At 62.8% G+C, this 11009-nt stretch carries 19 protein-coding genes and 1 pseudogene; 2 read left to right on the top strand and 18 right to left on the bottom strand.

Annotation, left to right across the window (positions count from 1 at the left end):
• The 8 genes and pseudogenes from GJ631_RS14880 to GJ631_RS14845 all read right to left on the bottom strand — a co-directional run.
• A pseudogene (locus GJ631_RS14880) lies at positions 1-394 on the bottom strand (hypothetical protein); the annotation flags it as partial.
• A gap of 2 nt (positions 395-396) precedes the next feature.
• Positions 397-918, bottom strand: coding sequence for a hypothetical protein (locus tag GJ631_RS14875; RefSeq protein ID WP_156709909.1), 522 nt, complete (start codon positions 916-918; stop codon positions 397-399).
• A 58-nt stretch (positions 919-976) separates the two neighbouring features.
• Positions 977-2164 (bottom strand): kelch repeat-containing protein, encoded by a 1188-nt coding sequence (locus tag GJ631_RS14870; protein ID WP_156709908.1) that lies wholly within the window; start codon positions 2162-2164, stop codon positions 977-979.
• Positions 2161-2634, bottom strand: coding sequence for a hypothetical protein (locus tag GJ631_RS14865; RefSeq protein ID WP_156709907.1), 474 nt, complete (start codon positions 2632-2634; stop codon positions 2161-2163). The genes GJ631_RS14870 and GJ631_RS14865 overlap by 4 nt, the downstream gene beginning before the upstream one ends.
• Entirely contained in the window at positions 2634-2897 is a 264-nt protein-coding gene (locus tag GJ631_RS14860) for a hypothetical protein (RefSeq protein ID WP_156709906.1), read from the bottom strand. Before GJ631_RS14860 ends, GJ631_RS14865 begins: the two co-directional genes overlap by 1 nt.
• A 4-nt stretch (positions 2898-2901) precedes the next feature.
• Entirely contained in the window at positions 2902-3633 is a 732-nt protein-coding gene (locus GJ631_RS14855) for a hypothetical protein (protein ID WP_156709905.1), read from the bottom strand.
• A 3-nt stretch (positions 3634-3636) separates the two neighbouring features.
• Positions 3637-4119 (bottom strand): hypothetical protein, encoded by a 483-nt coding sequence (locus GJ631_RS14850; protein ID WP_156709904.1) that lies wholly within the window; start codon positions 4117-4119, stop codon positions 3637-3639.
• Positions 4120-4404 (bottom strand): hypothetical protein, encoded by a 285-nt coding sequence (locus tag GJ631_RS14845; protein ID WP_156709903.1) that lies wholly within the window; start codon positions 4402-4404, stop codon positions 4120-4122.
• A 259-nt stretch (positions 4405-4663) separates the two neighbouring features.
• On the opposite strand from GJ631_RS14845, the gene GJ631_RS14840 reads away from it, so the two are divergent.
• Complete coding sequence (locus GJ631_RS14840) at positions 4664-4861, top strand: hypothetical protein (RefSeq protein WP_156709902.1); 198 nt, start codon at positions 4664-4666, stop codon at positions 4859-4861.
• 68 nt (positions 4862-4929) lie between these two features.
• On the opposite strand, the gene GJ631_RS18720 is transcribed toward GJ631_RS14840, so the two are convergent.
• From GJ631_RS18720 to GJ631_RS14805, 8 genes are read right to left on the bottom strand one after another with little or no spacing between them, the layout of a single operon-like run.
• Positions 4930-5070 carry a hypothetical protein gene (locus tag GJ631_RS18720; RefSeq protein WP_197425098.1) on the bottom strand — a complete coding sequence of 47 codons (141 nt, stop codon included), beginning with the start codon at positions 5068-5070 and terminating at the stop codon, positions 4930-4932.
• 1 nt (position 5071) lies between these two features.
• On the bottom strand, positions 5072-5893 hold the full coding sequence (locus GJ631_RS14835; RefSeq protein ID WP_156709901.1) for an ATP-binding protein: 822 nt from the start codon (positions 5891-5893) through the stop codon (positions 5072-5074).
• Positions 5890-6495, bottom strand: a complete 606-nt coding sequence (locus GJ631_RS14830) for a hypothetical protein (RefSeq protein ID WP_156709900.1) — start codon at positions 6493-6495, stop codon at positions 5890-5892. The genes GJ631_RS14835 and GJ631_RS14830 overlap by 4 nt, the downstream gene beginning before the upstream one ends.
• On the bottom strand, positions 6495-7073 hold the full coding sequence (locus tag GJ631_RS14825; protein ID WP_156709899.1) for a hypothetical protein: 579 nt from the start codon (positions 7071-7073) through the stop codon (positions 6495-6497). Before GJ631_RS14825 ends, GJ631_RS14830 begins: the two co-directional genes overlap by 1 nt.
• Complete coding sequence (locus GJ631_RS14820) at positions 7066-7569, bottom strand: hypothetical protein (RefSeq protein ID WP_156709898.1); 504 nt, start codon at positions 7567-7569, stop codon at positions 7066-7068. The genes GJ631_RS14825 and GJ631_RS14820 overlap by 8 nt, the downstream gene beginning before the upstream one ends.
• Positions 7566-8441, bottom strand: coding sequence for a hypothetical protein (locus GJ631_RS14815; protein ID WP_156709897.1), 876 nt, complete (start codon positions 8439-8441; stop codon positions 7566-7568). The genes GJ631_RS14820 and GJ631_RS14815 overlap by 4 nt, the downstream gene beginning before the upstream one ends.
• Positions 8438-8671, bottom strand: coding sequence for a hypothetical protein (locus GJ631_RS14810; RefSeq protein WP_156709896.1), 234 nt, complete (start codon positions 8669-8671; stop codon positions 8438-8440). The genes GJ631_RS14815 and GJ631_RS14810 overlap by 4 nt, the downstream gene beginning before the upstream one ends.
• Positions 8671-8988 (bottom strand): hypothetical protein, encoded by a 318-nt coding sequence (locus tag GJ631_RS14805; protein ID WP_156709895.1) that lies wholly within the window; start codon positions 8986-8988, stop codon positions 8671-8673. Before GJ631_RS14805 ends, GJ631_RS14810 begins: the two co-directional genes overlap by 1 nt.
• 138 nt (positions 8989-9126) lie before the next feature.
• Between GJ631_RS14805 and GJ631_RS18715 the strand changes: the two genes are divergently transcribed.
• A complete protein-coding gene (locus tag GJ631_RS18715) occupies positions 9127-9354 on the top strand; it encodes a hypothetical protein (protein WP_197425096.1) in 228 nt (75 codons plus the stop codon).
• Positions 9355-9647: 293 nt separating this feature from the next.
• Here GJ631_RS18715 and GJ631_RS14800 read toward each other — a convergent pair whose 3' ends face one another.
• Positions 9648-10256, bottom strand: a complete 609-nt coding sequence (locus GJ631_RS14800) for a ribbon-helix-helix protein, CopG family (protein ID WP_156709894.1) — start codon at positions 10254-10256, stop codon at positions 9648-9650.
• A 136-nt stretch (positions 10257-10392) separates the two neighbouring features.
• Positions 10393-10761, bottom strand: coding sequence for an SWIM zinc finger family protein (locus GJ631_RS14795; RefSeq protein WP_156709893.1), 369 nt, complete (start codon positions 10759-10761; stop codon positions 10393-10395).
• Positions 10762-11009 lie beyond the last annotated feature (248 nt).

Genomic DNA, 11009 nt, shown 5'->3' with positions numbered 1-11009 from the left:
GGTCCCCGAACTGCCATTCGAGAAACGCCTCCGAACCGGCATCCGCGCCTGTCCCGACCGCGTCGTCTACCACGTTCACCGGCGAGTCGTCTACCGTCGCCGCCGTCGCCGCGTCCCACGCCAACGCCGCCGGCATCGTCGCCGGGTTCGCCAGAAGCGCACTCTCGGCGCCCGAAACGACTACCTCGCCTAAGTCGAGGTCGCCGCCGTCGAGACCCGTATCCGGCCAGTTCTCATCAGCCTCCGGCCCAACGAACTCGTAGCCGTCGCCCTCCGAGTCAGTCGAGTCCTGCGGCTGCATCTCGTCGCCCTCGGCCCACGGGTCGCCGTCGAGCAGGTTGTCGTCCGTCGACGTAATCGAGACCGTCCCGTCGCCCGAAGTGGCTCCCTCCATCATCACAACCTCGAAGCGTCGTCGAAGTTCGCCAGCCGATCAAACGTGCTTTTCATATCGTCGGACATCTCCGACTCGGCCGACCGCTCGGTGAGGTCGTCGTTCTCCTGCTCCGGTGCGTCACCCCACTCTTGCGAGTCGCCGGGGTCCGCCAGCACCCCCCCGCTCGGCGCCGTGCTGCCGTCTTGGGTGTCCGGGGCGTAGGTCTCGGCCAGTTCCTCGGCGTCGACGTTCAACGCCTCGCCAACCGACACAAACGACACGTTCGCGTCGTCGCCCGGCTCGTCGTTGCCCTCGCCAGTCTCGGCGTCGTCGTACAGCACGCCGTCTCGAACCGTCAACTCCGTGCCCTCCAACGCCTCCCGGAGAGACCCGGCTGCCTCGGTCGCCTGCTCCGGCACCGGTGTCGGCGCCTGCTCGGCTGCTTGCTCCGCACTATCACCCGTCAACAGCAGGTAGCCACCGCCGAGGGCAATCACGCCCACGCCGCCGGCCGCTGCCATCTTCTTCTGTTTTGCGTTCATCGTGTTGGTTGTCCGCAATCGGTCAATCGCTCGATGCCCCAGCCGCCGAGTAGCGCCCTCACTTCCCGACGAAATACGCCGAGTACGTGAACGCGCTCCCCGTCACCGAAACGCTGTCACCGCTTCGGACGTACACACTCTCCCCGGTCTCGCCGGTCGACAGATTCAGCAAGTCGACCGACTCATCACCCCGGTCGTAGACGTGAACCGTCCCCTCGGAATCGGCCGTATACAGTTCGCTTTGGCCGAAACGGTACAGGTTCGCCTTCGGCGTGTAGTCGCCACCGCCCTCGTTGATGTACCCGCCAGCAGTCCACGGCTTGTTTGGTGCCGATTGCTGACTGTTCGGACGGTCGGGCAGTATCGGGTCGACGCTTTCCCACGTATCAGACGCTATATCGTACATCTCCGCGTCCTTGCTGCCGTCCTTCGGCACCGTGACCAGTTTGTTCTCGCCCCCGGTCGTTCGGAAGAACATCGTTACCGGCGTGTAACTGCCCGTAACTGCCGACTGAGTCGTGAACGAGTCGGTCGCCGCGTCGTACACCTCGACGCTCTCGCCGTCCGCTAACTTGTAGACGCTGTCTGTGTAGACGCTCCCGGCGTAGTCGTCGGTGGCGGTCGTCTTGGAACCGCTCCACGTCGCGCTACCGGTCGCCCACGAGTCGCCGCCGGCATCGTAGGAATACACCTCGGTGTTGCTCACGAGGTTGCCGCTCCCGTCCGGCGTCTGACCCCACAGCGCGAGACCGTCCGAAACGCTGTTTGACGGCGACCCTGTACCGAACTGGTACAGCGCCGACGGCAACGAGGCCACAGCGACCCACGAATCCGCTGCCGGGTCGTACTGCCACACGTCAGCGTGGACCGTCGAGGCGTCCGTACCACCTCCCGTGGCCGAACTCCCGCCGGCATAGTAGACCGTGCTGCCGTCGTCTACGAACAACCGGCCGCCCTGTCGAGGCGCCGGAATCCCGGCAATCTGCTCCCAGCCGCCGTTTTGAATGTCCCACCGGTGGGCCTCGGTCATCACACCGGCGCCCGTCGGGTCGAACCCACCAACCAGATACACGTAGCCGTCCGCTTCGGCTATCGCCTCATTGATGAGCGCGTTCTTGGTCTCTGGCGTCGTCGCTGTCACGGTGTTGAGGGCGTAGGGCGACACCTGCCCGTCGATAGCCGTCTCGGTGGTCACACCACCGCCGCCGGTCGACGGCGCCGCACCGCCCCCGATAGACCGCGTCATTGCCACGCCTCCACGTTGAAGGTCGTTTCAGTCGAGACCGCCCGGACCCACACCTTCGAGGTCGCTACTTGGATACCAGCAACCGGCGAATCGGACTTGCCGTAGGGGATAACGGCGCTCTCGTCGGTCGGCTCCGAGAAAGCAATCAGCACGTCAGCAGAGATGTTCCGAAGGTCCACCTCAGACGTGATGAAACTCAGGTCTATCTCGGTCCACTCGCCGGTAACGGCCGTCACCTCCTCCGCCTCGTAGGTGCCGGTCTCGTCGGGGTCGCCTCCGTCCTCGTTCCGCTGGTTCAAGACGACCTCGACGGCCTCCCCGTGACCGTTGGCGACTCGCTGCGCCTGCATCTCCATCAGCAGCGCACCGAGCAGCATATCGGTCTCGTTCATCGTCAGCCCCGGCGGTAGGACGGCGTGGTACTCCCTGATGAGGTCCTCGACCGTCTCGTTCACCGTCAGCCCGCCCATTAGGCGGCCCTCCGTACCTCTATAGCGAGCAACACGAACATCACCGCCAGCATCAGGTCGTCGCCATCGAGGGCGAAACTGTGCCCTTCGGACGTTTCCAGCACGATACGCGGGCCGTTCCCGCCGGCCGAAGCCGTCGACTGCTCGACGGTCGGCCCCTCTGTCGTCGTCTCGGTCGGAAGCCACTCGTCGGACCCGGCTGCCGCTACCGGCGCGGCAGAAGGCGAAGAAGTGGCTCCCGACCCCTGAATGGTCGGAAGCATCTGTTTACTCCAAGTCGAGCGCGGCGCGTTTCACGGCCCGGCCGAGGCCCGAGACCGTCCCCTCGTACTGCTTGATGGGAAGGTCGATGAGCGCGTTCGTCGCCTCGTCGCCGTTCGAGGTCGACAGGTTCGCGTCGTCCCACCGAACCGCGAAGGGGGAATCCACGTAGATGTTAAGCGACCAGTTCGCCGGCACAACACCCTCGTAGGGGTCGGTAAACTCGAACTGAACCGGGTTCTTGTTCTGGTTCCGGTCAGCGATACCCGAAGTCGTGTCCTCGGTCAGCGTCTCCGACACCTGCGAACTCGTTTTCGGCGCCACCTTCTCGACGGTGACAACACCAGGGTCACGGGCCACGTAGAACACGTGAAGCGTCGTGTTCGTCCCGCCGTCGGTGTAGTCGAACGAGTCGCCGGCGTAGTCGATACTGTCCGGTTGGACCCGACTGCCGCCGGCGTACACCAGCAGGTTCTCGGTGTTCTTCGAGTCGACGAGGTTGTGCGACAGGTCGAACGTCTCCGTGTCATCGGCCGTCCCGTTGGTGGTTTTCTCCTCGCCGGCGACGAACGCCAGTCGGGCGGCCGGCCCCTCACGGACCCGAAGCGGCACCTCGGCCTCCCGAGACGCCACTAGCGACCGCTCCCCGGCCGTCCCGTCCGAGAGGTCGAACGCGGACTTGCCGAGGGTCTTGGTCTGTCCGCCCTTCTGCTTGAGGGCGGTGAGCGGGTTCGGCATCGGTTACTCCCCCTCGTAGGAGACCGTTCGGGTGGCTTTGCCGTCGACGTACAGCTCCGAGTTCGACCAGTCGACCTGCTCGGAGGAAACCACGTCGACCCGGAGAGAGTCGAAGTACCGCACGTTGATGACCTTCCCCTTCAGGTCGACTTTGACGGCGTCGATGTTCTCCTCGTTGCGCTGCTCGCGCATATCGAGGGCGTTCCACGCCGCGATGTTCTTCAGCCGCTCGGAGACGACGACCGGCTGCTCCTTGCTCGGCACGTCGACGCGAAGCAGAACTTCGGTGTCGTTCGGAAGCGGGTTCCCGGAACCGTCTCGAAGGTCGAAGTAGATGGGAACGCCCGACTCGTCGCCCTTGTTGACGGCGTGCCGAATCTGCTCGGCCGTCCCGTCCTCCGGCGAGAACGTGAGGATAGGTGTCAGTTCCCCGGTGGTGTTCTGTTGCTGGGTGGCGTACTGCGAGAGGTGGGTAATCTCACTCATTTACATCGCCCCCTCGACCGCGTCCCGGACACCGAATCGTTCACCGAGTGCGAGCGCCGTATGGGCACCGGCGCCGAGTTGGACGTGCCGCTTCTGCCGACCGGAGACGCCGGGGGCGTACTCCGCACCGACGACCGTAACGAGGCCGTAAACCTCGGTCGGGGCGTCGTAGTCGGTCATCGACTCGGCAGCCACACCGAGGGCCGCCGCGATACTGTACCCCGAAACGAGAAGCGCCGTGTCTCGTGCAAAACCGGGGTCCGCCAGTTTACCAAACGCGTCCATCATCTGCAATCCCCCGTAGACACTCGCTATCCATCAAGAACCGACGCATTCGGGTGTAACGAAGGGCGTCCGAGACGCCCTCAGACGGGGCTACAAGTTGCTAATGATAGCCTGACAGGCTGAGACGTGAAAATTAACTCCGGTTCGGTACGTGTAAGTGCATATTGAGCAGGGGGTTAGGATGTCACTCAGTTACTCAATCGAAGGTTTGGCGTGAAAACCAGCGGATATCATACCTTTGCGGGATGAACAGAGATTGATGACCGAAAATCAATCTATTCAACACAATGACGACCCACCACCCTCTGCCGATGAGGAAGTAGCGAGACTCCGCTTGCAACTTGATGAAAAGTCCTTGAAGGAGTTGGTGAGGCTGGGTTTAGTCGAATGGGATGGGGAGAATCATGTTATTAAGAAAGGCCCCAACTTCGACAGGGAACGCCCTCTCAAGAAGTGATCAACTGATACCCATTCAATCTGTACTGAGCGGGATTTTCACAAGCAGTTCTGAGTAAAGAATCTCTGTTACTGCTGCCGCTCGTCCATCAGAACGCGGACCATTTCGGCATTGCCCGGTTTACTTCCCGGCCGCTCCTCTCCGACCCGTTCCTGAAGTTCCTCAAATCGGTCGGCATCGTCACCGTAGAGAGTGATTCGAACCGGCATTTCACACACCCACGTCGATACGCATCCCAGAGGCACCGACGTGGTCACACTCCGGGTCGTAGTTCTCTGCCGACCGAATACGCTTCATCGCCCCCGAGTCGTCGCTGTAAATCCACTCGGAGTCCGTGACGAGTTCCGTCCCGTCGTCCAGTTCCTCGGCCCATTTCCGCACCGAAACGGCCCCAGCGTCCGGCGCATGCAACGCCTCTGGGAGTCCAGGTACGTCCTGACCGCCGCTACTGTGCGCCTTCGCTGGGTAGTTCAGCGTCTCCTCGGCTGAGGATAGGTCGTTGTGGTCCTCAAAGCCACCAATGAATCGGGCCGTTGCGTTTCCAAGTACCTGTTTGTCGATTGAGGCCGGCCGCTGAGTGACCCACATCGCGCTGTTGCCCTCGCCGCGCCCGGTCGTCGCCAGTCCCTCAATTGGTTCGGGGTAGCCACCGGATTGCGGCGCCACGAAATGGCCCTCGTCGACGACAATGAGGGTGGTCCCCTCAACGTGGTGCCGACCGCCGGTGATGATGTCGGCGCACACCTCTCGCCACTCCGTGTTTCCGAGATGTTTGGAGTGGCGTGCCACGACGAGGTGCCCGTTTTCCTCGATGGCGTTGCCCCACTGCTCGGGAGTCACCGACAGTTCGACGTTGCCGGCGAGGTGATGCTTTGCCGGCGCCGGGCCGTGTTTCTTCGAGCACAGCCCTCGGTACTCGTCCTTGTAGTCGAGAACAACCACGTAGTCGTAGCGGTCGAAGTTCCGCTCCGTGATGGTCTGAGTTAGCCACGATTTTCCCCACCCCGAAGCCGCCAGCAGCGAGAGGTTCACGCTTCACCCCCGCCCTCCTCAGAGTCTCCGGTCTCGCTTTCTGATTCGGGTGCCGTGATTGCCCCGGTAGCTGCCTCAATACGCCGGATGTTGGCATCGATAGGACCACGAGACGCCCACCGGAGCGTTCGGCGGTCAGAGTAGTTCACTACAGTCTTTTCGAAGACGTCGAGCGGGACACCGAACCGCTGTCGAACGAACTGGTCGGCCAGTTCCTTGTCGTCGGTCTCCGGGCCGGCGTCGAGATCGTCACGAAGGGCTGCCGCCCACCCGGCGACAGTCTGCTCCCACGCCTCGGCGTCCTTACCGGCGTGTTCCTTGGCAGCCTCGACGTTCTGGAGGCCGTCTGGTGCTTGTTCCTCGATAAAGAACTCCCACAGGTCGCCGCTCACCTGCGCCCCGACGAGGCGCACGAACTGGTCGACGCGCTCCTCAGCTGGCGGGAGGTCGTCGGGCCGGTCGATGCCGATGGCCTCGTAATGGTCCTGTACGGCTTCGTGCAGGTCACGCTCGACGCCAGCCACGGCAGTCGCCAACGCCCGGATTTCTTCGCGGTCTTCGATGTTCGCGGCGCCGGCCATCTTCTGCTGAATTTGGTCCATCACGCTGCACCACCTCGCGTTTTCTGGGCCACTTCACTGAGGGCGTCCTGTGCCACCTCGGTCTCTTTGATGATGACCGTCCCGGCGACGGTCGCCGTGCCGATGACGAGCGCCTGCCCCGGCGGCAGGTCCTCGGCGCCGGTCATCTCCGCGAAAACGCGGTCGGCTTGCTCGTTGAGGGCGACGGGCGGCTGGTTTGCCAGCGCCTCGATCTCCTCGGCGTCGGCCTCGCCGTCGCCGTACTCGTCGACGACAGCTACCAACAACGTCGCCAGCACGTCGACGTACATATCACCCCAGTTGGGGCCGCTCACGTCGCCGCTGTCGTCGGGCTTCTGACCGGTCTCCTCGTCGGCGTCGTCGTTGGTTGTGGCTTCGTCGTCGGCTGCTTCTTTCCCTGCGTCGTCGACGGCGTCAAGGTCGGCATCGGAGAGGTCTAAGATCGCTTTCTCGTCTTCTTCCATCTCCGGCCGCGCATCATCGTCGTTGTCGGGTTGGTTCTCGGTGGTTTTTGACTCTGTTTGCTCCTCGGCTTCCTCGAGTACTTCGTCGTCACCAGTGGTGTCGTCATCACTCATCGTCCCACCCCTCGAAGGCATCAGCGGTGTCGTCGCCGTCGTCGGGGTCCTGTGCAGTCGTCTCGTTACTTTTGTCGTTCCCTCGAACCAGCAGCACGACCAGCGCCAGCGCGACCGACGCCGTCACCAACGTCACCGTTGCACTTCCACCGGTGTCGTCGGCCGTGTCATCGACGGGGTCGACGGACACGGACTTGTCGTCGTCTTCATCGTCGTCAGCCGGCGCCGTGTTTGCTTCAACCTGCTGCTGGTACTCGTCGTCAGTATCCGGCCCGTCGGGGGTCTCGGTCTGGTCGTCGCTGCTGGTCTCCTGGTCGACAGTCTCCTCGGTCGCCTCGGGTTGCTGGTCTCCTTGCTGCTCGACGGTTGGTTTCAGTTGCTCCCAGTCGTGGGCGCCGTCGCTTGAGGCGTTGATGTGGGACCGGACCGCCGCCAGCGATTTACCGCCCTTTTCGCCGTAGTCGCACCCCTCAGCGGGGCAAGTGTAGTCTGTCATCGGTGTTCTGCGTGGTTTTGGACCGCGAGGTCCTGCGTGGTCTCAAGCAGTTCGTGGAGTCGTTCGGGTTCGAGTGGATCCTGGCCGGCTTGCTCTCGAATCTGATTAATTGCTGCAAACGCCTGTTGAGCGGCGGCTTTTCGCTCTTCGAGGTTGGTAAGCAGTCGGTCAATCTCACTAATCGCTGCCTTGTACCCACCCCACGACCGCTGAAGCGCCCCCTTCTGTGGCCCCGAAGGCCCTTGCTCGGTGCTGGTCTCGTCGGTCGGGAGATCACCGGAAAGCAACTGCTCGACTTGCTGGTCGTCGTACCCGCAGGCTTCGCTCAGGAACTCACAGGCCTCTGGTTCGCCGTGTTCGCAACTGTCGCGGGCGTGGTCGCACCCCTCTTTGGCGTGTTTTTCTGCCTGCTCTCGTCGCTGTCGTTGCTGGCGCTCGGTGGCCTCGTCGTCGTAGTTCGCCCCGCCGCCCCGGTCGATGCCACCCGATTTTGCTGCTCGTTCGAGGATGGGTCGGGCGTCGGTGACGTTGTCCACCTCGCCGGGGTCAACGTGCTGGAAGGCATCGACGCCGTACTCGGCACCCAAGCCCTTCAGATAGCGTGCTTTCGGGACGTTCACCCCATCACGAGAGAAGTCGAGATTTCGCTTCTCGGCTTCGGTGAGTTCGACCGCTTCGATAGCGGGGCGGTCTGCTGTTGCTTGCTCGCTGGTAGCGACGGCTTCTGCCTGGTCGATGACCGACTCGGGGGTCTCACTGGTGAAGGTGACTGTCTTCAGGCGGCGGTCGTCGTCGCTACAGAGTTGGTCGGCGTGCTGGTCTCGCACCCGGTCGGCGGCTGCTTTCGTCGGGAACTCGATTTCCGGACTCATCGGGGGTCCTCGAAGATGATTTCCCCGCCTGTAGCCTGATGAGCGTCTGCTTTACTCTGGTATTGAGATACCACGGGGTCGTCGGTCTGTTCCCCTTCGGGGAAGGACTCGCGGAGCCACTCGACGACGAACAGGCCGCTTGGGAGTTTGGTACCAACAGCGACCCGCTCCCATTCGTCGTTGAACACGTCGAAGCGGCGGCAGGGATGGCCGGGTCGGAGTTGGTCCATCAGTACCCCGCGGCGGCCTCTACCGCCGACTCGAAGAGCGACCAGCCAACGGCACCGACACCGACGGCGAGCAGGCCGTAGAGGATGATTTCGTTGGCGTGTGCATCGCGCTCTGCGGCTGCTGCTTGTCGCTCGGCAGCTGTTGCTCGTCGGTACTGGTACACCTCGATTGGGTCGGCCTCGATGTCGGGATGTTGCTCGATTGCTGCTGGTCGGGGGGTCTCGACCCCTTCGAGCAGCCAGTCGGCAGGGGGGTGGTCGCCCCCTTCGTTGCTGGTCTGTACTTGGTCGTCCGCCCTGGGTTCGTCCTGACCCATACGAGAGCCACAGAGAGGGCCGATAATGGGCGAGTCGCCTACCCCTGAATTACCTCCAGATTCGTCAGGGGACTAGTCCCCTGATTCCACCGGAGACGGCCCCGGTGTTAAGACGGTAGAGGTCACAGGGGTTCGTGTATGGCGACGACAGAAGCAGACAGGTTGGTTGCGGCGCTTCAGGCGCCCGATGATGCTGATTTGACCCCCCTGGGACCGGTCAAAGTTGGGAATCGCTCCGGATCGCTCACCGTCTCACTCCCCAAGCGAACGGCGAAAGGCTCGGGAGTCGAGCAGGGCGACCGAATGAACGTGTATCACGACCCCCTGAGCGGGGCGTTCGTGTACGTTCCAGAAAAGCGGCAGTAGACTACTTGTACGCCTCGCCTTCGTCGGGGTGGTCAGCGTTACGGACGTGTTGGTTGTGTGCTCTGTAGTCCTCGCTTTCGTGATGGCAGCCGAGGCAAACGACCGTCATCGGCCAGTGTCCGCTGATGGTACTCCGGTCGTTTTGACAAAGTTGCCACTAGCTTTTTGAGGTGGCCTCTTCGAAGAAACGATGGGCGGTAGGAGAAAGGTGCATCCCCCACCACCATTTCGCATCTTCTCCCCTATCGTTCCCCTCCGAGAAGACCGGTCAGCACCGTCTGCACACCGATTATTCATACCGATGCACCTCCATCGTCATCCCAGACGGCTTGGGCAGTTGCCCACGCGGCGGCGCCGAAAGGTACGTTGATACGGCCGTGCTGGTACTTCTGAATCGTTTTCTGCTCCTCGGGAATGTCGTCCTGCGAAGGGAGCGGCCCGTCGTATCCGAGTTGTTCGACTTCCTCCTCGGTCTGCTGGCGGGCTTCTTCGACTTCTGCGACCGTCCGGCGGTGAACGGTAATGTAGCCACCACGAACGGTGATGAAGCCCTCTCGGTCGAGGGGCCTGAGAAGACGACTTGATACCTGTGATTTCTTCGTGTTCTGGGTGTGGAGCCTTGAGCGAGCCTCTTCGACGGTAACGCGACGGACACCTCGGGGGTGGTCGCTGGCGTCTAACAGCACCTCGAAGGCTTCGCGGAGTTCGAGGTGTTCGGGCTTGTAGAGGTCGGCGTGGTTGGTGCCGTCGTCGTACTCCTCGATGACCTCCTGAAGGGTCTGCCGGATGAGTTCGGCGCGGCTCATGTCGCGGTCGGCGGCGACCTCGTCGAGCGCCTCGATATCGACACGACCGGGGTTGAACGACACTCGGGCCGGGTTCGAGTTGATTTGCTTGCTCACGCCGACCACCCCGGAGTGATTACGTCAGTGATTACGTCCGTAATCGTGGGACGGCGCCGAGACAGGCAACTCGTAGTCACGACCCCCCGGTGCGGTGGAAAAGGCGGCTTCATGCGCGGGTGGGCGTGCGCGATATTCATCGCTCACCTCGTCGGCGACCACCGTCGGCCACTGCTCTTTCGACGTGCTGGTCAGCTGCGTCCATCTCGTCAGCGATGTGGACGATCTCGCCGGCGGCGTCCTCGATGCCGAGGAACTCCGCTTTCCTGACGGCGCAGAGGTGGGCACATGGTCCGTCGTGGAACTGGTAGCCGGAGCAGTCACACTCTCCGACGTATCCACGGCTCTCGTGCCGCAGAGTGACGATATGGGCGTCTTCGCCGTCAGGAAGATGGACGCCCCACTGCTCCCAGGTGAGGCGTGCAAGGGTGCCGTTCAGTGGGTCGGCGCGGGTCCATGAGTCTGTGCCCTCGTCACGTTCGGCTTCGAAGTTGAGGGACCTCATGGGCCGGAGTAGACACCTCCGAGCATCGCGCCACATCGGGCACAGTAGAGTTGTCCGTGTTCGTCGCGCTTCGGGGTGGCCGCGTGCTCGCACCGGCAGTCGCTCACGCTGAAACACCCCCGTTCCTTCGAAAAACCGTGGGACGGCAAGGGCCGGAAGAGGCCCCCGCGTGAACTCTCTCAGAGAGAGGTATTTTTTCCGGCCGATGAAAATCGATAAATGGCCTTATCCGAAGGTAGCGGTCGCAA

This window comes from Natronomonas sp. CBA1123, assembly GCF_009741925.1.
Lineage (GTDB): Archaea > Halobacteriota > Halobacteria > Halobacteriales > Haloarculaceae > Natronomonas.
Note: the sequence above shows the minus strand (reverse complement) of the source record. Positions and strands in the feature narration are given on the sequence as shown.

Coding starts and splice junctions, on each gene's coding strand:
- GJ631_RS18715 (WP_197425096.1), top strand. CDS start 9,127: ATGGCGACGACAGAAGCAGACAGGTTGGTTGCGGCGCTTCAGGCGCCC.
- GJ631_RS14875 (WP_156709909.1), bottom strand. CDS start 918: ATGAACGCAAAACAGAAGAAGATGGCAGCGGCCGGCGGCGTGGGCGTG.
- GJ631_RS14860 (WP_156709906.1), bottom strand. CDS start 2,897: ATGCTTCCGACCATTCAGGGGTCGGGAGCCACTTCTTCGCCTTCTGCC.
- GJ631_RS14830 (WP_156709900.1), bottom strand. CDS start 6,495: ATGGACCAAATTCAGCAGAAGATGGCCGGCGCCGCGAACATCGAAGAC.
- GJ631_RS14815 (WP_156709897.1), bottom strand. CDS start 8,441: ATGAGTCCGGAAATCGAGTTCCCGACGAAAGCAGCCGCCGACCGGGTG.
- GJ631_RS14795 (WP_156709893.1), bottom strand. CDS start 10,761: ATGAGGTCCCTCAACTTCGAAGCCGAACGTGACGAGGGCACAGACTCA.
- GJ631_RS14840 (WP_156709902.1), top strand. CDS start 4,664: ATGACCGAAAATCAATCTATTCAACACAATGACGACCCACCACCCTCT.
- GJ631_RS14810 (WP_156709896.1), bottom strand. CDS start 8,671: ATGGACCAACTCCGACCCGGCCATCCCTGCCGCCGCTTCGACGTGTTC.
- GJ631_RS14825 (WP_156709899.1), bottom strand. CDS start 7,073: ATGAGTGATGACGACACCACTGGTGACGACGAAGTACTCGAGGAAGCC.
- GJ631_RS14870 (WP_156709908.1), bottom strand. CDS start 2,164: ATGACGCGGTCTATCGGGGGCGGTGCGGCGCCGTCGACCGGCGGCGGT.
- GJ631_RS14850 (WP_156709904.1), bottom strand. CDS start 4,119: ATGAGTGAGATTACCCACCTCTCGCAGTACGCCACCCAGCAACAGAAC.
- GJ631_RS14805 (WP_156709895.1), bottom strand. CDS start 8,988: ATGGGTCAGGACGAACCCAGGGCGGACGACCAAGTACAGACCAGCAAC.
- GJ631_RS14855 (WP_156709905.1), bottom strand. CDS start 3,633: ATGCCGAACCCGCTCACCGCCCTCAAGCAGAAGGGCGGACAGACCAAG.
- GJ631_RS18720 (WP_197425098.1), bottom strand. CDS start 5,070: ATGCCGGTTCGAATCACTCTCTACGGTGACGATGCCGACCGATTTGAG.
- GJ631_RS14820 (WP_156709898.1), bottom strand. CDS start 7,569: ATGACAGACTACACTTGCCCCGCTGAGGGGTGCGACTACGGCGAAAAG.
- GJ631_RS14865 (WP_156709907.1), bottom strand. CDS start 2,634: ATGGGCGGGCTGACGGTGAACGAGACGGTCGAGGACCTCATCAGGGAG.
- GJ631_RS14845 (WP_156709903.1), bottom strand. CDS start 4,404: ATGGACGCGTTTGGTAAACTGGCGGACCCCGGTTTTGCACGAGACACG.